The sequence below is a fragment of the Arthrospira sp. PCC 9901 genome (assembly GCF_059013425.1).
The window spans coordinates 1,711,343-1,729,318 of the sequence record NZ_CP102296.1 but is presented as its reverse complement, the minus strand read 5'-3'; the positions used below and the strand labels follow the sequence as shown (position 1 = coordinate 1,729,318).

16 protein-coding genes are annotated in these 17,976 nt (G+C 44.2%); 8 read left to right on the top strand and 8 right to left on the bottom strand.

Going from position 1 to position 17,976, the window contains the following annotated elements:
• Window positions 1-12 precede the first annotated feature (12 nt).
• A complete protein-coding gene (locus NLZ44_RS07540) occupies window positions 13-387 on the top strand; it encodes a DUF1823 family protein (protein WP_493752362.1) in 375 nt (124 codons plus the stop codon).
• A gap of 14 nt (window positions 388-401) precedes the next feature.
• Here NLZ44_RS07540 and NLZ44_RS07535 read toward each other — a convergent pair whose 3' ends face one another.
• Complete coding sequence (locus NLZ44_RS07535; RefSeq protein ID WP_493752361.1) at window positions 402-1,472, bottom strand: RNA-guided endonuclease InsQ/TnpB family protein; 1,071 nt, start codon at window positions 1,470-1,472, stop codon at window positions 402-404.
• Between the two features lie 1,164 nt (window positions 1,473-2,636).
• Here NLZ44_RS07535 and NLZ44_RS07530 point away from each other — a divergent pair.
• Window positions 2,637-3,515 carry an NAD(P)-dependent oxidoreductase gene (locus tag NLZ44_RS07530; RefSeq protein WP_493752360.1) on the top strand — a complete coding sequence of 293 codons (879 nt, stop codon included), beginning with the start codon at window positions 2,637-2,639 and terminating at the stop codon, window positions 3,513-3,515.
• 17 nt (window positions 3,516-3,532) lie between these two features.
• Here the strand turns inward: NLZ44_RS07530 and NLZ44_RS07525 are convergent, their stop codons facing one another.
• Both NLZ44_RS07525 and sir read right to left on the bottom strand, forming a co-directional pair.
• Window positions 3,533-4,291, bottom strand: a complete 759-nt coding sequence (locus NLZ44_RS07525) for a 16S rRNA (uracil(1498)-N(3))-methyltransferase (RefSeq protein ID WP_046318675.1) — start codon at window positions 4,289-4,291, stop codon at window positions 3,533-3,535.
• Window positions 4,292-4,365: 74 nt separating this feature from the next.
• A complete protein-coding gene (gene sir / locus NLZ44_RS07520) occupies window positions 4,366-6,366 on the bottom strand; it encodes a sulfite reductase, ferredoxin dependent (RefSeq protein WP_493752359.1) in 2,001 nt (666 codons plus the stop codon).
• A 164-nt stretch (window positions 6,367-6,530) separates the two neighbouring features.
• Here sir and NLZ44_RS07515 point away from each other — a divergent pair, with 164 nt between their 5' ends.
• Window positions 6,531-6,800, top strand: coding sequence for a CRR7 family NDH-1 assembly protein (locus NLZ44_RS07515; protein ID WP_111891511.1), 270 nt, complete (start codon window positions 6,531-6,533; stop codon window positions 6,798-6,800).
• Window positions 6,801-6,869: 69 nt separating this feature from the next.
• Here the strand turns inward: NLZ44_RS07515 and NLZ44_RS07510 are convergent, their stop codons facing one another.
• Window positions 6,870-7,421: a DUF2854 domain-containing protein gene (locus NLZ44_RS07510; RefSeq protein WP_006623057.1), complete on the bottom strand. Its 552-nt coding sequence runs from the start codon at window positions 7,419-7,421 to the stop codon at window positions 6,870-6,872.
• A gap of 176 nt (window positions 7,422-7,597) precedes the next feature.
• Between NLZ44_RS07510 and NLZ44_RS07505 the strand changes: the two genes are divergently transcribed.
• On the top strand, window positions 7,598-7,780 hold the full coding sequence (locus tag NLZ44_RS07505) for a hypothetical protein (RefSeq protein WP_493752358.1): 183 nt from the start codon (window positions 7,598-7,600) through the stop codon (window positions 7,778-7,780).
• A gap of 198 nt (window positions 7,781-7,978) precedes the next feature.
• Here NLZ44_RS07505 and dnaN read toward each other — a convergent pair whose 3' ends face one another.
• The 4 genes from dnaN to NLZ44_RS07485 all read right to left on the bottom strand — a co-directional run bounded on the left by dnaN (window position 7,979) and on the right by NLZ44_RS07485 (window position 11,133).
• A complete protein-coding gene (dnaN, locus tag NLZ44_RS07500) occupies window positions 7,979-9,160 on the bottom strand; it encodes a DNA polymerase III subunit beta (RefSeq protein WP_493752357.1) in 1,182 nt (393 codons plus the stop codon).
• A 616-nt stretch (window positions 9,161-9,776) separates the two neighbouring features.
• Complete coding sequence (locus NLZ44_RS07495; RefSeq protein WP_493752356.1) at window positions 9,777-10,517, bottom strand: Uma2 family endonuclease; 741 nt, start codon at window positions 10,515-10,517, stop codon at window positions 9,777-9,779.
• A gap of 62 nt (window positions 10,518-10,579) precedes the next feature.
• On the bottom strand, window positions 10,580-10,912 hold the full coding sequence (locus NLZ44_RS07490) for a DUF5615 family PIN-like protein (protein ID WP_108614647.1): 333 nt from the start codon (window positions 10,910-10,912) through the stop codon (window positions 10,580-10,582).
• Window positions 10,909-11,133, bottom strand: coding sequence for a DUF433 domain-containing protein (locus tag NLZ44_RS07485; RefSeq protein ID WP_006668326.1), 225 nt, complete (start codon window positions 11,131-11,133; stop codon window positions 10,909-10,911). The genes NLZ44_RS07490 and NLZ44_RS07485 overlap by 4 nt, the downstream gene beginning before the upstream one ends.
• A gap of 455 nt (window positions 11,134-11,588) precedes the next feature.
• Here NLZ44_RS07485 and NLZ44_RS07480 point away from each other — a divergent pair, with 455 nt between their 5' ends.
• The 4 genes from NLZ44_RS07480 (at window position 11,589) to NLZ44_RS07465 (ending at window position 17,889) form a co-directional block, all read left to right on the top strand.
• The gene (locus NLZ44_RS07480) at window positions 11,589-12,425 is read left to right on the top strand and encodes a hypothetical protein (protein WP_493752355.1); all 837 of its coding nucleotides are present in this window, start codon (window positions 11,589-11,591) and stop codon (window positions 12,423-12,425) included.
• A 15-nt stretch (window positions 12,426-12,440) separates the two neighbouring features.
• Entirely contained in the window at window positions 12,441-12,623 is a 183-nt protein-coding gene (locus NLZ44_RS07475) for a hypothetical protein (protein WP_368663575.1), read from the top strand.
• Between the two features lie 69 nt (window positions 12,624-12,692).
• A complete protein-coding gene (locus NLZ44_RS07470) occupies window positions 12,693-14,561 on the top strand; it encodes a sigma-70 family RNA polymerase sigma factor (RefSeq protein WP_493752354.1) in 1,869 nt (622 codons plus the stop codon).
• Between the two features lie 22 nt (window positions 14,562-14,583).
• Window positions 14,584-17,889 (top strand): helicase-related protein, encoded by a 3,306-nt coding sequence (locus tag NLZ44_RS07465; protein ID WP_493752353.1) that lies wholly within the window; start codon window positions 14,584-14,586, stop codon window positions 17,887-17,889.
• The last annotated feature ends 87 nt before the right edge of the window (window positions 17,890-17,976 follow it).

Here is a 17,976-nt window from a genome sequence, read left to right as displayed (position 1 = left end):
ACAACCTAGGTTATGTCTGAACTACCCCCCCTAAATACTGATACGATTTGGGCGATTCTCAATGAGGAAATAGAGGACAGCACTGTTAATCAACTGGTGTGGTATTATCTCGGTTATCGCTATGATGAACAAAGCGATCGCTGGGATGTAACTCAGGTTGATACACAGTGGCGAGAAACATATCGAGAACCCCCGGACTTTATCGAAAGCCGTCCGGCTACTGTTCAACTCACCCGGTCGATACCTAAAGAAAATAAACAACTCCTGAAAGAGGAACTAGGCTTTAAAGGCTACACTATTGGAAACTTTGGACCGAGACAAACCCGGCGCGCTACTATGGCTAACTGGTTACTCTGCTCTATAAAACTTAAACAAAACCGGACATAGCCGGATCTTGATGTTTATTTCTGGCTTCGTCCGGGACTGTCGGCAGCACCCCGTCCACAAGTGTAATCGTCTGAACCAGGCGATTTTTCTAAATTTATACTGGCGTTCAAATCTCTATCAATCTTCAGGCCACAGTTTGGACATTCAAAAGTCCGACGGACTAGGGGCATTTTTTGACGATAACCGCAATTAGAACACAGTTGACTGGATGGATAAAATCTATCGGCAATAATCAACTTTGAACCATAACGTTCTGCCTTGTAACCTAGTTGCCGACGGAACTCATAAAATGAAGCATCAGCGATAGAACCCGCCAAACCATGATTTTTCAGCATTCCAGACACATTCAAATCTTCAATGACTACTTGGCTGTGGTTTTTAGCCAAAAAAGTAGTTATTTTATGAATGGTGTCCCGCCGAATGTTTGCTACTCTTTGATGTAGCTTTTGAACTTTTAAGAGACATTTGGCCCAATTTTTCGAGCCTTTGACTTTGCGACTTAAATGACGTTGTAATCTGGCTAGTTTTTGGGTGGCTGCTTTATAAGCCTTGGGATTAGAGAATTGGGTCCCATCGGAGCAAGTCGCCAAATTGTTAATTCCTAGGTCTACCCCGATTCTCTCTCGATATTTCGGTGTAATTTCTGGCGTGATTTCTACGAAAAAGCTCATATACCAGTCACCTGCTTGGCGCGTTATAGTGACTTTCTTAACCCAACTTTCGGGTAGAGCCTCAAATGTAGAAACCCAGCCCACAAAAGGCAGCTTATGGCGAGTTCCTGACAACTTGAATGGCTTTCCCGAATTGTCAAGGGTAAAGCTATCATGGTAGCCTTTCTTCTTAAATTTAGGATAACTGCTTATTCCCTTGAAGAAGCGCTTAAAGGCATCCCCTAGATTAATGAAGGCATATTGATAAACTTTAGAAGACAATTCGGACATCCAAGGATATTGAGGTTTCACATAATTAGTAAAAACCTTTTTAATGGAGTTTATATTAGGCTTGAGTCCCTCTTCATAAGCTGACATCCATAAGTGTAATCCCCAATTAAACACGAACCGAGCATAACCCGCGTGTTTGGCCATCAAGGTGCGATGACGGTCATTGAGTTTGAGTTTTGTCCGGAAAGCTTTGTAAGGGTTATGGTCGAAAGGGAAGTCGCCTTCCCCAACTCCAATTCAAAACCGTGCTTGATACTTTCACATCACACGGCTCCTGATGTGGATACCCCTTTTGACATCGGGAACAGGGTAACGACTCCCTGCTTTTGTGATTTCAACTTTTGGAGCTAAATACAACATCGTAGTGTTTAAACTCGCTTTCGTCGTAAACACTCCTAATTGTCGCAGTCTCTATATCCACACCGTGACTAGTGGGCATATCCTAACCATTACAGTTAGGCATTGGCTTTCAGTCACATCCTTTCCCCTTAAAGGTATACGCTTACACTTTCACTACTCCGCAGGTACATCCTGCCACTTGAGAGCCTAAAAGGGGTTTAAACGTTCCGTTTATACGGGCATTCCATCTTTAGATTTGTCCTCTCCACCGGGGTACTTTTAAAAGTCTGTGTAGGTGATGTCATGATTACCCTACTTTTCCCCTTGCTCTTTTGAACGCAGCGTATCAACCTGTTTCGCTGCTAAATCATTACGATGGTTCAAGCCGGACATTCGGTTTCCCTAATCATGGATGGTTGGCAGTGGTCGCATTTGGTAGTAGGTTCTACTTCACGCCTTCCGTTCCCCGCTTCAATCCTGGGGTTATGATTCCCAAAACTGGGGGTGGCTATCGCCGTTACTCTCAACGCAATTGTTAAGGAATCATTAATATTTCCAGTTGGGCGTTTTGACCTTGAGTTCCCTGCCTTGTTTTGTATATTTCTATACCAAACGTTGGGACATATAAACAGTTATGGGATGGTCAGGGTACGAGTCCCTTATATTTCACCAAGGGGTGAAAGTCCCACTAGGAGGTTATTTCAGGCATTGCAGCCTTATTTGACTCCTAAACGTCTCGCACCATGATTGGATTTTACCATGAAGAATCCGACTTGATGAGTATGTCGTCAGGGAAATTTGGCATGGTCTGGGGTTTGACCGTATACTCATTATTGAGTTGCGAATCTTTTGGGGTATTGTACCTTATTGTCCTAAGATGTCAAGCAAATCTTGGATTAAATTCTGGCTCCTATATGAAAACTACCCAAGCTAATAATACAGATATTGAAAAATTGAGGTAAGGATTTCGTGACTAAAACTGCATTTTTGGGGCTTGGCGTGATGGGTGGCTATATGGCTGCTAACCTCGCTCAAGGTGGTTATGATGTGAAAGGATGGAATCGTACTCCCTCGCGTCCTGGTGTAGCGATCGCCTCTGATGCAGGTGCTACAATCGTCCATAGCATAGAAGAAGCTGTGACCGAAGCTGAGGTGATCTGTACCTGTGTGGGAGATGTTCCCGACGTGGAAGAAGTCATCCTTGGTCCCCTTGGGGTGATTCAGTTTGCTAAACCGGGCGCGATCATTATAGACTTTAGCACCATTGGCTCGGCGGCGGTTCATTCGATCGCTTCGGCGATCGCATCCCATAAAATGCAGTTTTTAGATGCACCTATTTCCGGGGGAGATATTGGCGCGAAAAATGGTACTCTAACTATTATGGTGGGTGGCGATCGCCATAGCTTTGACACCTGCCTACCCTTGTTAGAAACAATGGGTAAAAATATCCGCTATTGTGGTCCTAGTGGTAGCGGTCAAGCTGTCAAACTCTGTAATCAGGTACTATGTTCCCTCAACATGATTGGACTATGTGAGGCGATGTTACTAGCGGAACATCAGGGTATTGACCCTCAACTAATTGTGGAGGTATGCAGCACCGGAGCCGCTGGGTCTTGGGCTTTGTCTAACCTAGGGGAAAAGGTAGCTAACAATGATTTCGCTCCGGGTTTTATGATTCGCCACATGGTTAAGGATTTGCGATTAGTTCAAGAGGCTATTTCCAGGGAGTTACCAGGGGTAAAATTAGCCGATACCCTGTTTAAAATAGTTCAGAATTTGGATGAAGGTTTAGGCTCTACTCAAGGAACCCAAGCCATGATTAGAGCTTATCAGAAGCCGGACAATTAATAATTAATAATTAATAATTAATAATTATCCATTTCGGAGACCGCCGCTACTAGAGATAAAGCCACCATGGGGGCTGTGACCGATCGCAAAATTCGGCTTCCCAGAGACACCGGCTGAAATCGCCTATTAATAGCCTCCTCAACCTCTGGTGTTGTCCATCCCCCTTCGGGTCCAATAGCTAAAAGCAGGGAATTGTAGACATAACCCTTTCCTTGTCCCGTTCTCGCAGCCAACAAACAATTCAACAGGTGGGGAAAATCTCCCCTAGCCACACAAATATATTTATCTACCTCTTCTCCCTGGTCTGACAAAGTTTCCCAAGCCTGCTGTATCGATAGTGGATCAGTAATTTCCGGGAGGATCTGACGTTCTGACTGTTCCGCCGCCTCTGTAGCAATACGTCGCCAGCGGGCTAGTTTTTGAGGGCTAGGGACAACCACAGTGCGGGCGCTGATAATGGGAACCAAACGAGACACTCCCAACTCCGTAGTACAGCGCACAATCTCCTCAAAGCCACTTCCTTTAGGCATAGACACCCATAAAGTCACAGGTATGGGTAACTCATTGTTAATCCTTATCGGTTCAACTACAGTGGCATTTTGCCCGCCTTTCCAGATAGCCAGCCACCAACCCCCCCGACCATCAAGAATAATAAAGCGATCGCCTGGTTGTAGGCGCAAAACCCGACCCAAATAATGCTGTTGTCCAGCAGTCAGGTCTACTTGTTGGTCGTGGAATTGTTCAGAAGCGATCGCGATCCGTTGAAGTTCCCTCATGAAATTCTGTTAACAAAATGACCCCACCCGACTTTTGGTAGGGTGGGGATTACTTAATCTGCCATTAAAGGCAATTAGGACTCAGCTCGCACCTTAGCTAGGTACTCCTCAATCGCCTGGGTAGCAATTTCCACAATTGGTTTGCTTTGGCGTTTGGACTCATCTTTTAGTTGACTATAGATGTCATGACGCACACTAACCCGATGTCGAATTTTGCTAGGATCGACCGGAGCTTGGGGCGCGGGAGCCTCATTAGAGGGTGTTTCTACGGAAGTCGGGACAGGGATTTCTTTCGTCTCAATGTTCATCGAGGAATCTACTTGGTAATTGGATACAAAAGTGCGGATGGAGTCTAAACCAACACGATGGCAAAAATCGCCAAAACTCTCGGACGGTTGCCGATTCTGTTTAAAGCCAACAAAAATCGGCTCCAGAACTGCTTCTAGGTCACATAGAGCCAGCCGTTCCATAAAAGGTTCAGCTAGTCGCGTTTGGTTAGGAGAGCCTCCCAGCCAAACCTGGTAGGTGTCGGGAGCGCTACCGACAAACCCCAGTTCCGCCATGTAGGGTCTGGCACATCCATTGGGACATCCTGTCATCCTAACGACAAAATGCTCCTGTTCCAGCCCTACCTTGTCCAACAATACCCGAATCCGGTCCAGGATACTAGGGATTGCACGTTCAGATTCTGTAATTGCTAATCCACAAGTCGGGAAAGCTGGACAGGCCATGGCATAGCGGACCAGAGGATCAATTTCTGTTTCTGGCAAAACCCCATGTTCTTTCAGAAGGCGATCGATTGTCTTTTGGTGTTTGGGCGAAATCTGATACAGGATAATGTTATGGTTGCCTGTAATTAACATTGGCAACTCAAACTTTTGGTTAATTTGCTGTAAAGCCGCCTTCAGCCGGAAACTCCCGTCATCTTTCACCCGACCATTTTCTACCGAGATACCCAGAAATAAGTTACCGTCGCCCTGTTCATGCCATCCCAGGTAATCTTGATATTTCCAGGGAGGCAGGGGTTTAAAAGGTTTTAGGGGTTTGCCAAAATAATCCTCAACCTGAGCGCGGAATTTGTCAACTCCCCAATCCTCAATTAAATATTTCATCCGCGCGTGGCGGCGGTTAGTGCGATCGCCATAATCCCGCTGGGTTGCTACGATCGCCTTCACCAAATCATAAATATCAGCGCGATCGACATAGCCAATTTCATCAGCTATACGGGGGAAGGTTTCTTCCTTGCGGTGAGTTCTACCCATACCGCCGCCTGCTAGGACGTTAAAGCCCTCCAATTCTCCCGCCGCATTAGTTATGACCACCAAACCCACATCTTGGGTATAAATATCAACAGAGTTATCTCCGGGGACTGTTACCGCACACTTAAACTTACGGGGCATATAATGCTTGCCATAGATCGGCTCTTCCCCCTCATGGAAAATTGTGCCATTACCATTGCGATCGCGCGCCGCTTTGACTTCCGGGTTTTCCTCCGCACTAACTATTTTTTCCCCATCGAGCCAAATTTCATAATAAGCCCCAGTCTGAGGAGTCAGCAGATCCGCAATATAATTCGCGTAGGTTTTCGCATACTCATACTCAGGGCGATCGCAATAGGGGGCTGGAGGAGCCATCACATTCCGGTTCAAGTCTCCACAAGCACCCAGAGTCGAGCCCATGCTTTTGATAATGCTAGAGAGAACCGTTTTCAGGTTCTTTTTGAGAATCCCATGGAGTTGGAACCCTTGGCGGGTAGTTGTCCGCAGTGTCCCATTCCCGTATTCATCCGCTAGATGATCCAGAGTCTGATAAAGTTCAGGGGGGATAAATCCGCCTGGGCTGCGGGTTCGCAACATAAACTGATAATCTTTCTCTTGTCCCGGAACCCGATGATCTCGGTTATCCTGTTGGTAGGAGCCATGAAACTTGAGAATCTGAACCGCATCCTCTGTCAAATAGTTGCGATCGTTCAGCAGTTCAGTTGCTAAAGGCTCCCGCAGTTGATTACTGCGCTCTTTGATAGCTTCAAGTTTAGAGAGCTTTTCCGCTGATTTGGTAAATGTAGGGCTTGTCATAGTAAGGTGAAGTGCCAGTCAAAACAAAAAAACATCGAGGCTGAACCTGACTTAGCATAAATTCCAAGCCACACCCACTGGTTCTCGATATCCTAGCAAAATGATCGTACCATGATTATGCTAGAGATTGTCCTGCTGATGTTTAGATTTGGTAAAAATTTTTTATGGCAGATTCTTTAATGTACCAGGAAGATCACTTTGTCGTCTTGGAGTCTAACCAACCCGAGCAACTTATGACTGTCGCTGAACTTACAGACAAGTTACAGGCTATTCTAGCCCAACTACAAGATGATCTCCCCCGTGAGCTCCAAAAGTTTCCCACACCCTCCCACCAAGCCGAATATCTCATCAATACCTGCTGTGATCTTGATTTGGGACCCGGAAAATATCTACAGTGGTATGCAGTACGTTTAGAAAAAGGCAATCCCGAATAGGTAGCATAGACACCAGTTCCCCAAAGCTATGGGATTTAACCCCAAATTTGCCTATTGATTAGCCCTCAATTAGCTTTCCGTATCAGCAATCATGATTAAATCCACGCAATCAGTTTCTGGTTGAGTCACCTGTACCCGCAAATTCGGACCAAAAAATTGAGCAATTTTGCTTTGTTTCTCTTCCCACACCGATAGAGGCACAAAAGGCGAGTAAAATTCTAAAATGAGCGCATAACTGCCATCAACCACCCCTTCCCGCAAGGCTTGTAGTTGTGGGTGTTCCTCATCATTCCCTCCTAGCTTCAGGCGTTCGATCGCATCAATCAGGTGAGCAGATTGGCCATAACGATAGCGGGTCACATCTGATCGCACTTGATTTTGAGTCGGGGTCGCCTGTTGTTCCCGCTTGCTGAGGACTTCTGGCGTTGTCGGTTCAGAAAATGGTATCGGTTTAATTTCTGCCGCTTTCAGAGCTAGTCCCCCCAATAATAGGGGAATCCCATAAAAAAACCCCGCTAGGTTCAGGGTAGCATAGTCAGCAAAATAGGCGACAAACCCCACCACAGTAATTAACCCACCCAGCACTAAACCCACTTGAGCCAGAGAAATTTTACGCAACATCAGATTAACTAATTATCAATTTTTGTCATCAATCAATACTTTACCAAAAAATTGCCCGTCAACCCCAATCATTTACAGTCCCCCAGTCCGGTTTTTTTTTCACATCACCAGAACACAAAACTTGAGTTTGATGCTAAAATCATCGAAAATCTAACTAGGTGACAAGAGGATAATCCATGGATTCACAGAAGATCCGAGAGGGAGTTGCCTTAATTGAGAGCAAACGGGAGGCTCTACTCAAGTTATTGGAAAAACCCAATTTAGGGCCTTTGCGAATTGATGTAAATCAGGCTCTCGAAGAAATGGACGAGTTGCTAGAAGACTTCAAACGCACATTTCCTGAATCCGAAAATAATTAAGTTTCTGGTCATCGGTTAGGGTTTTATCCCTCCTCTCAATGCCAGCTATTATATATATTTTCTGGGGCGGGGCGGAGTTAAATCAGATGTTTTTGAGGCAGAGCATTGTTTAATATTCTCCCCGAAAAAGCATTATAAATTAATGGCTACAGCCCCGCCCCTCCCTGCATTTTCAACTTTTACGCTGCCATTTGACTACTATCTACGCAGCTGAATAGGCATCACCAAATAGGTCATTTTTAAACCTCCCAAAGGATTGATAATTACCGGGGTGCTTGCCGCGTTCAATTGTATCTGAATTTCCGAACTATTCAACACCTTTAACCCATCCATTAAGTATTTAACATTAAAGGCAAGTTCCTTGGGTTCTTCACCAGAAATCTGAGCAGGCATTGACTCCAAAGCATTCCCGACATCAGCAGCTTCTACAGATAGGGAAATTTGTTGATTAACCTCATCAATGATACATTTAACAATATCATTTTTTTGGCTGGCTAAAACCCCAATCCGCTCCAAAGCCGCCAAAAGTGTCCGCCGTTCAACATTCACCTGGCTTAAAAACTTATTAGGTATTAACTGTTCATAAGCCGGATAAGCACCCTCCAACTTACGAGAATTCAAACGACGAGTCCCCAATTCAAAAACCACTTGGGTATCATCAAAACCTAAAGTCACCATGGGGGGGGTTGTTGCTTCTTCCTCTGTGGGGGTATTATGTCGCCCTGAGTTAGCGCTGACAATCATGCGTTCCACCTCCCGCAGGGCGCGTGCTGGGATAGTTATTTCCAGGTCTTCTGGTTCTTGGCTATTGGGGTCTCGGACATTTTCCACCTTGACCACCGCGAGTCTATGACCGTCGGTGGAAGCAAAACAAAGGGTATCTTTTCCCACCTTGAGATTAACACCAGCTAGGACTTGCTTAGTTTCATCAGGACTGGTAGCGAAGAGAGTTCCCTTTAAGCCTTCCAATAAACTATCAGCCGCTAGTTGAATGCTATGTTCACCTTGTACCGAGGGTAAGTCGGGATACTCCTCAGCCACCATTCCCCGGACTTGATAGCGTCCTGAACTGGAAGTTAGGGTAACTACAGCCTCGGTCTCTTCATCATCGACCTGAATATCGCCCCCAGGTAAACGGGAGACAATATCATTGAGCAATTTAGCAGGTAAGGTCAAAACTCCCCCCTGCTGAACCTGAGCCGGAAAACTGGTGTTAATTCCCATACTCAAGTCAAAGGCGGTTAAACTCAATTGTTGAGTGTCCGCATCAGCTTTCACCAAAATGTTAGACAAAATCGGGTGACTGGGACGGGATGGAATGGCTCTGGAAACTAAGGATAGATTAGAACTGAGTTGTTCCTGTTCTACAATTAACCGCATTTCAGGTATTTAGCAAGGGGACTGAAGCTAACATTATATCGCGCTATGGGGACGTGGCGATCGCCTAAGTTCTGAAACTAAGTTTTGAGCCTAAGTTCTGAAACTAAGTTTTGAGCCTAAGTTTTGAGCCTAAGTTTTGAGCCTAAGTTTTGAGCCTAAGTTCTGAAACTAAGTTTTGAGGCTAAGTTTTGAGGCTAAGTTTTGAGGCTAAGTTTTGAGGCTAAGTTTTGAGGCTAAGTTTTGAGGCTAATTGTTTAGGGGGGTGGCGAGCAACTGTGGAAATTGTGGAAATTGTGTTTAAATTTGACTTTGGTTAAGGGTTCCATCCTGTCAGCATCTGTGGAAAAACTGTGGAAAATCCATCAAATCGATAGGGATTTGGTCTGGTTCAATCCCCTGTCAACCTTAGTATTTGGGAATAATAGGCAAGTTATCCACAACATTTTCCACAGGGTATGAGTTCAGGTTGAAGATAGGTAAATCGAGAAAAAAGTGCTTTAACGCCAATCGACCCCCCCACATGAGGGAAGCGACAGGCTGGGGAACCACCCCTGGCGGCTAGAAACAGCATAAAAGCCATTGAATAAGACCCCGGGGCGACACCCACCGAAACCGCCTATAAATTGGCATCAGGATTCAGTCCTGCTTCTCGCAGCAATTGTTCTAAACGTTGGTTACGTTGCCGCTCCTGTTCCAATTGTTCAGTAGCCGCTTGTTTGGCTTGCCGTTCCTGTTCCAATTGTTCAGTCACATCTTCCAATTGTTCAGTCATAGTTGTTAACTGCTGTTGGACTTCCAGATAATCGGCAAAGGGTTGACCATCGGGACGATACAACACCAAATTATCCGAGGAAAGGTCAAAGCGAATGCCCAAACGAGGGGAAACCCAACTATTGATGGGTTCAATGATATCTAACCCAGCCTCAGAACGTAACCATCCCGTTAGTTTATTCTTTTGAGGGTCATAGATATAGTATTCCTCCACCCCGTAGCGGTCATAAAATAATAATTTGCGGCTCATTTCCTTTTCAGTGTTGTTCGGAGAAAGAATTTCAAAGACGACTTGCGGGGCAATATTATTCTCTTGCCACTGTTGATAAGAACCTCTATCTCCTTTGGGAACACCAAAAGCCACCATTACATCTGGGGCTTGACATAATTTATTATTTCCCTGTACTGGATACCACAATAAATCCCCGGCGATAAACACATTCGGCTCTTGGGCAAATAACCAGGCTAGATTATGGTAAATGACAGTAATCCAGCGAAATTGAAGGGTATTATCGGCCATAGGTTGTCCATCACTTTCGGGATAAATGATTTCGGTATCGGTTGGGAGGGGGAGTTGTGTCGCCATAGTTGTTGTTGAGTTTACAGCTAATGCTGTCGATTTTAGCTTACCTTAACGCTAATCCGGTGCTAGTAGAGGGTCAAGATGCCTAGGGTAGAGTCACTGATTAAGGTTTGAATATGTGCTGCGTGAGTTCGCAGGATTGCTTCAATGTCTGTGGTAGAGCAGTTGCCTCGACGAATCCAAATTATTTTTGGGGGAAAGCCCATTAATGTGAGGAGTTCGTTGTAGTCGCTGTCTTTGGTGACGATGATGAATTTATGGTGCTTGGCATAATCCCAAACCTCACGATCGCCTGATTTCTCGAGTCCGATTTGGTAAACGTGGGTTGATTCGGGAAACAAGTCAGCAAGTCTTTGTATTAGCCGAGGTGAAAGATTGTGGTCAAATAGCAGATTCATGCTTGCACCAGTAGGGTTTGTTGTTCCCGATTGGCGGCGTAGCTGAGGCAAGCCAAGATATCCTCTTGGGTGAGGTAGGGAAAGTCGTCTAAAATTTCTTGGTAGGTCATGCCAGAGGCTAAATAGGACAGCACATCATAAACGGTGATCCGCATACCGCGAATGCAGGGTTTGCCACTGCGTTGGCTCGGTTCTAGGGTGATTCGTTCTCTGTAGTCCATTGGCTGTTGCTCCTTTTTCAGTTGGGGCTTGCTCAATTCTGATTCATCGTTCAGTCATATTTTGATTATACTGGCTATATTTTGAAGGGCGACAATCATTGACCGGACAAACTCTCCCCCTCTCGGAAATTGCCTATTAATCAATAACAATACCTAAGACACTTTCCACACGAGGAGAAACCGATCGCCACCAAAAACAATAACTCGCAGACACTCTCGACGGGGGGTGATATCGGAAATGTCCGTAAGATTGTGGTGCTGCTCCCTATTAATTAGATGGGGATTGGCTCATTAATAAGAATTGTAAAAAATTGGGGTTTTTGTGGTCGGTGGGGGGGTACACTGGAAGTTATTTGAGTGGGATGGACTCGCCCGGTGACGTAAGGGCAGCACCAGAATAACGATCGCTTATTGGTACTATGGGGGAATGGCGATCGCATGATCAGGAAGCCAAGATGACTAATCAACGTTTGCTCGGAATTGAGGATATTAGGGGTCTCACTGGACCGGAGAAAATCGCTGATTTATTCAGGCGGTTGGGTTACAATACCTGCCGCGAGGAATTTGACCCGGAAGATGTGGGTCTGAGCGATCGCCATGGTGAGGCGGTTGAAAAGGCTTACTTAATCGCACAACAGGATAACGGCGACCCGGATTTGAAGGTGCTGCTTTTTCAACTACGCCCGGAAGAATGGCAGGAAGATAGCACCGCGAGTAGCCGCCTGAAGGCGATCGCTAACCAGTTAGGACAACAAAGCACGGAATTTCTGTTGATGGCTACCACCGATTATAACCAATTGATGTTGGTTAACCCTCGTAAAGCCTTCGATGACAACAAGAACATCAAGCGTCACATTCGCAAACTACTCATCGATCGCACTAACCCCACCGCGTTCGATCGCGATCGCCTGGAAGCCCTGGCTGTTAACGGTAAACCCCCCTCCCAATTGTACCACGCTCACTGCGAAGCCTTCAAAGAAGCAGAAACTATTTTTGCTAAAACTTATTCTGTTATTTACAAGAGATTCAATGAATATCGAAATCAATTAATTAAACGAGTAGATCTAGGCAAGTGTTTTGGGGAATTAATAAGTTGTGCTTATTGTCAAAAATTGGAAACGCCTAAAATTATAGATCCTGATATTGCATCTTATAGTCAATTAGATTTTCATAAAAATAACAGTTGTTTATTCAATAAATTATATTGCATTTTTACTTACTTGCATTTTATTTTACCTATTTTAAATAATCAAGTTTTGATTGATGCACAAATTAGTTATTTAATGGGATGAGGATTGGTCAAATTTATGGATAAATATTTATCACAATTTCCCATCTTATCAGCTTCAAAGGTAGACAAAAAAGCTATGGAATTTATAGTTAATAAATACCGAGACACCAAAGGAGTCGAAGTAGAGGATTGGGAAGCAAAAATAGATGATATGGTAGCTCATATATATGGGCTGACTGCTGAAAAAATTAAAATTTAGGGGAGTAGTAATCAAAAAAAAACGGCAAATTTTTCATGTCATTTTTTATGTTTTTATCAGGGGAAGGTTATGGTTTATCGGCATATACATATAGAAGATTTAAAAAATATTAATGATGCTTTATCGGTAGCCGTGATATTTGAATTATTGGGTTACGATGCCTGTTGCGATGTGATTGACGTGAGTGACCTAGAGTTATCGCCTACCAATACCGAAGCGATAAAAACAGCGTATCTAATTGCCAATCAGGAAAAGGGAGCGCTACAGGTATTTTTGTTGGAGTTAGAACCGAAAAGCTGGAGTTATAATGTAGAAGTAATGCCTCGGCTGATAGCGATCGCTAAAAGTTTATGCCAACGTTATACCGATATATTGATTGTTGCTACAGTGAACTATCAAAAATTAATGTTGGTCAGTCCATTCCAAACATTTGACCAACAATTTAACGTTAAGTGGAGCATTGCTAAGATGCTCATCAACCTCAAAGACCCTAGCTTTTATGACTTGAATCAATTGGAGAAGATGGCTGCCCATAGCCTCAACCCTCGGCAACTTTATCGGGTACAACACCAAACCTTGAAACAGGTGAGGAAAGAAAAACAGCAACTCATCAGTCAAGATTTAGTGCAATGCTACCTCAGAGAAATTGGCCGGATTCCATTACTTAAAAGACAGGACGAGATATTCTTAGCTCAAAAGGTGCAACGATGGCTTGAGTTAGAACAAGATAAGAAGTCCTTAGATTCCCGCCTGCACCGAGAACCTACAGACCTAGAGTGGGCAAATACTACGGGGTTGTCGTTATCCCAATTACATGATGCTATCTCAAAGGGACGATATGCTCAACACACTTTAGTTTGTAGTAACCTCAGATTGGTGGTATCCATTGCCAAGAATTACCAACATCGTGGCCTAGAGTTATTAGATTTAATTCAGCATGGCAATTTTGGATTGATTAGGGCTACCGAAAAGTTTGACCCGACAAAGGACTATAAATTCTCAACCTATGCAACGTGGTGGATTCGGCAAGCCATCACCCGTGGTATTTGCAATGAATCTAGAATAATTCGAGTACCTGTTCACGTCTATGATAGTTTGAACAAAATCAAAAAAGCAACCAGTCAGCTCACCCTTAAACTTGAGCGTACCCCCAGTTTAGAAGAGATTGCGGTTGAGTTAAAGATGAGTGCGGAGAAAGTTGAGGATTTACGCGGAATCAACCAATTAAGCCGACCAAGGTCATTGGATGCTCTGCTAACCGATAACTTCAGTCTAGCTGATTTAGTCCACGGTACCGATGACCCGTCCCAATGCTTAGAAGAGCAATGGATGCGTGACGAAATTCAGCAAGTCTTGTCTACTTTAAAACAACGATATCAGGAAGTGTTAACCCTTCGATTTGGCTTAGATGGTCAGGGAGAACGGACTTTACAAGAAATTGGTGATTCCTGTGGATTGACACGAGAAAGAATCCGTCAAATTGAGCAGCGAGCCCTAAAACAATTGCAATTAACCTATGGAATAAGAAACCGCAGGAAATTAACCGATGGAATAAGAAACCGCAAATGTACTGAGTATAGGCTAATTGATTTGGAGAAAAAGAAAATCATTCCATCACAATTGTCTAAGAATCCTAGTAACTCAAAAATTGATACAGGTATGGAGCCACAAAAATCACAGGTTTCGCAACTTTTTGGCAATCCTGACATAGATCCACTTGCTAAGTTCCAAGAACGCAACGCTTACCGTCAATGCTATGCCAATGATGACTCATTGTTAATTGAACACCTGTTGAACCTAATCAAAAATAAGCCCGAACTCAAACCTAAAGATATCATCTACATAGTTTGGGATATAAGTATCAATCAAACTGACCTGTATGCCATTGCCCACAATCAACTAGAGCAATGGGGAATTTTGCAAAAGATGTTCACCTAACTATCCTTAATTGCTAAATACTATGACATTACCCGACTACATCGACAACTCCCAACACACCCTCGAAACCATCCTCAAACAACTAATTGAGGACGAGAACCAATACATCCTCGACCTGGCCACGGGCTTTTTCCGGATTGAGGCGTGGGTGGATTTGGAAGAAGCAATGAACCATCTGAAATCGCTGCGGTTGCTGATTGGTCGCGACCCGGCTATCCGACCAGCGGAGAGCGATCGCATTGACCTGGTTAAATATTTCCAAGAAGAAACCCGACGACAACTGGAACAGCGGGAATATAACCTTAAATACAAGCAGGAAATAGACCGGGCGATCGCCTACTTCCAGCAAGACCATATCCAGATGCGATTGTTTGGATCTGTGGGTGACAAGTCTCAATTTCTGCACGCCAAGGCCTACATATTTGACAGATACAGCATCGTTGGTTCGAGCAACTTCACACCATCAGGGCTGAAAGGTAACTCTGAACTGAACGTGGTCAACAAAATCGAGGCGATCGCCCGCGACCTGCGAGAAAGGTGGTTTGAGAAGTTTTGGGATGACCCCAGCGTTGACCTAGACTACAAAAGCAAATTCATCGACGCTCTCAACGCCTCTAAGTTTGGCAGCAAGGCTTACACGCCCTATCAGGTTTTCCTCAAGGCACTGTACGAACTGTTTAAGGAAGAGTCGGTTTTGGGGGAAGGCGATCGCACCTCGGTGGAACTGGCTAGTTTTCAGCAGGAAGGATTTGCTAGGGCAGTGCGACTGATTAACAAGCACGGTGGCTGCATGGTTGCCGATTCGGTCGGATTAGGAAAAACCTACATCGGTTTGCGGGTGCTTGACCATTACTTAATTGAAGAACGCAGACCGGGGAAAGTCCCTCGCGCCATGGTGCTATGTCCGGCTCAGTTGCGTGATTTGGTTTGGAATAAAAAACTGGACGAGTTCGGCATTAAAGCGGATGTCATTTCTCACGAAGAAATCAGCCGCAATGAGTTTGATATTCGTAGTTACAGCAACTACGATATCATAGTGGTTGACGAATCCCATAATTTCCGTAACTCTGCCACCAACCGCTATCGCACCCTCCAAAAGTTGATGAATAGTGGCAAGCGTAGTAAAAAACTCGTCTTGCTCACCGCGACTCCTATTAACAATAGTGTGTTCGACCTGTACCATCAAATTCTGTTGCTCGGTCGCGGCCAAAATACTTATTATCGGACTGACGGCATTAGCAACCTTCAAACTTATTTTAAAGCATTATCCAAAGGTCAAATAGAAATTACTAATCTCTTATTTGAGACAATGGTGCGACGGTCGAGGCAGGATGTGATTCGGCGGCAGCAGGCAGGTGAAGAGATTCGGATTGGGGGTAAACTCATTCATTTCCCAGCACGGAAGTTGGAGAATTTTACCTATAATTTTGAAGCCAGCTTTTCTGGAATGTATCTTAAAATTGCCAATTGCATTGATGAGTTAAACTTAGCCCCCTACAACATCAAGGCCTTCAAAAAGCGCAAAGTGAGACAAGAGGAAAACGAGGTACAGCGGAACAAGGCACTGGTGGCGTTACAAAAAGCGCTTTACCTCAAGCGGTTAGAAAGTGGGCTAGTTGCTTTTAGCAATAGTGTGACAAGGCAGGCTAAATTCCAAGATAAATTTTATCAGATTCTTACCAAAGAAGGTAAGCTACTCGATAGCAGGAACTTCCGCAAACTGCTTCTAGCAATTGAAGATGAGGAGGAATCCCAATCCGCTACAGAAATTATTAATTATCTGGAAGCAGTTGATGCCAAGCAATATAATCTGAATACTTTGGAACAGCAAATTCAGGCAGATTTGAGGATGTTAGACTATATCCTCCAAATGCTTGAGACTATTAAAAACAGTGTGGAAACGGGAGTTGACTATGATCGCAAACTGGTCGCGTTCAAGCAATTGCTGCTGGAGAGCCTGAAAGGGAAAAAAATCTTAGTGTTTAGCTACTTTAAGGATACGGCGGAACACTTACACAAAGAGCTAATTGATGATTCAGAGTGGTTGAGGCAGATGGCAGTTAGCGGACGCGCGCCAGCTATCGAACTCATTACTGGATCAACACCCTCAAAGCAGCGTAAGGAGAAGGTCAGCCGATTTGCACCGAAAGCGAACCATGATGAAACTCAGGAAAATTTAGAACGCCTGCTGAACAACCCAATTGATATCCTTATCTGTACAGACGTACTTTCTGAAGGTCAAAACCTGCAAGATGCTGGAGTGCTGGTGAACTATGATTTGCACTGGAATCCGGTGCGAATGATTCAGAGAGCCGGACGGATTGACAGACTCGGCACTGATTATGAACAACTCTATATCTACAACTGCTTCCCCGAAGAAGGGTTAGAGGAACTGTTGGGTTTGGTGAAGCGGTTGCAGGATCGGATTGCAACCATTGACCGAGAAGTTGGACTCGATGCTAGTGTACTCGGTGAAGCTATCTCTGATAAATCGCTAGAGGAATTATTTAGACTGAAACGAGCCAGCACTGATGCAGAAAAGCAAGCAATTTTAGAAGAATTAGAACAAGCCTCTGATTTAATCTCGCTAGATGAAATGCGCTTGCCCTTACTCGAATATATCCAGCGCAAAACTGCTGAAGAAGTAGAGGATATTCCTTTGGGCATTCACAGCACCCGTTATTTTAACATTCCTAAGTCTGAATTTGCCGAAGGTGGCATTTTTCTAGCATTTAAGACTGAAGATAACCATTACTGGCATTTTTATCCACGCATCAACAATGAAATTTGTACTGATGATAATGCTGCTATCACGGATAAACGCCAGATATTTAACTGGATTAAATGCCAGGAATCAGACTTCCCGCAACCTGAAAAACAACCCCCAACACCATTCAACCGAACAATTTTTCCGGTGCTGGAAAGTGCGATCAATAATCTAATGATGATGTTTCAAAAACAACAGTCGGGGGCGAAAATTAAGCCAGCACTCACTAAGGTTATGAAAAATGTTTTAGAAATACTGATTCAGCGGCACGAATTATTCCCAGAATCCCCCATGCCAAGTTCAGATATAAGTGAGCGAATAATATCGGTTATTGAAACCAATAATCTCAGCGCGTTTGAACGAGATATTCGACGAATATGGGATAGATTTAAAAAGTCCACAAATTTGTTTGAGTTGGTGAATGAACTAGATGATTTCTTCGTAGACAATGAATTATATGCAGAAACGGAAGTAGATCCAAGACTAAAAAATTTCCAAATCATCCAACAAGAAGACATTAAACTCGTTTGTTATGAATGGTTTTACCCTAAGAATTGTTGATTTATCAGACGTAGAGCATTCCTCGGTCAGGTGATATCTTGACTATAAGAAGCAATCACCCTCCCCCGGAAAGTTTAACTGGTTACA

What these genes read in the sequence shown, in the direction of transcription:
- NLZ44_RS07540 (WP_493752362.1), top strand. Translation starts at nt 13, where the DNA reads ATGTCTGAACTACCCCCCCTAAATACTGATACGATTTGGGCGATTCTC.
- NLZ44_RS07535 (WP_493752361.1), bottom strand. Translation starts at nt 1,472, where the DNA reads ATGGCCAAACACGCGGGTTATGCTCGGTTCGTGTTTAATTGGGGATTA.
- NLZ44_RS07525 (WP_046318675.1), bottom strand. Translation starts at nt 4,291, where the DNA reads ATGAGGGAACTTCAACGGATCGCGATCGCTTCTGAACAATTCCACGAC.
- sir (WP_493752359.1), bottom strand. Translation starts at nt 6,366, where the DNA reads ATGACAAGCCCTACATTTACCAAATCAGCGGAAAAGCTCTCTAAACTT.
- NLZ44_RS07515 (WP_111891511.1), top strand. Translation starts at nt 6,531, where the DNA reads ATGGCAGATTCTTTAATGTACCAGGAAGATCACTTTGTCGTCTTGGAG.
- NLZ44_RS07510 (WP_006623057.1), bottom strand. Translation starts at nt 7,421, where the DNA reads ATGTTGCGTAAAATTTCTCTGGCTCAAGTGGGTTTAGTGCTGGGTGGG.
- NLZ44_RS07505 (WP_493752358.1), top strand. Translation starts at nt 7,598, where the DNA reads ATGGATTCACAGAAGATCCGAGAGGGAGTTGCCTTAATTGAGAGCAAA.
- dnaN (WP_493752357.1), bottom strand. Translation starts at nt 9,160, where the DNA reads ATGCGGTTAATTGTAGAACAGGAACAACTCAGTTCTAATCTATCCTTA.
- NLZ44_RS07495 (WP_493752356.1), bottom strand. Translation starts at nt 10,517, where the DNA reads ATGGCGACACAACTCCCCCTCCCAACCGATACCGAAATCATTTATCCC.
- NLZ44_RS07490 (WP_108614647.1), bottom strand. Translation starts at nt 10,912, where the DNA reads ATGAATCTGCTATTTGACCACAATCTTTCACCTCGGCTAATACAAAGA.
- NLZ44_RS07485 (WP_006668326.1), bottom strand. Translation starts at nt 11,133, where the DNA reads ATGGACTACAGAGAACGAATCACCCTAGAACCGAGCCAACGCAGTGGC.
- NLZ44_RS07480 (WP_493752355.1), top strand. Translation starts at nt 11,589, where the DNA reads ATGACTAATCAACGTTTGCTCGGAATTGAGGATATTAGGGGTCTCACT.
- NLZ44_RS07475 (WP_368663575.1), top strand. Translation starts at nt 12,441, where the DNA reads ATGGATAAATATTTATCACAATTTCCCATCTTATCAGCTTCAAAGGTA.
- NLZ44_RS07470 (WP_493752354.1), top strand. Translation starts at nt 12,693, where the DNA reads ATGGTTTATCGGCATATACATATAGAAGATTTAAAAAATATTAATGAT.
- NLZ44_RS07465 (WP_493752353.1), top strand. Translation starts at nt 14,584, where the DNA reads ATGACATTACCCGACTACATCGACAACTCCCAACACACCCTCGAAACC.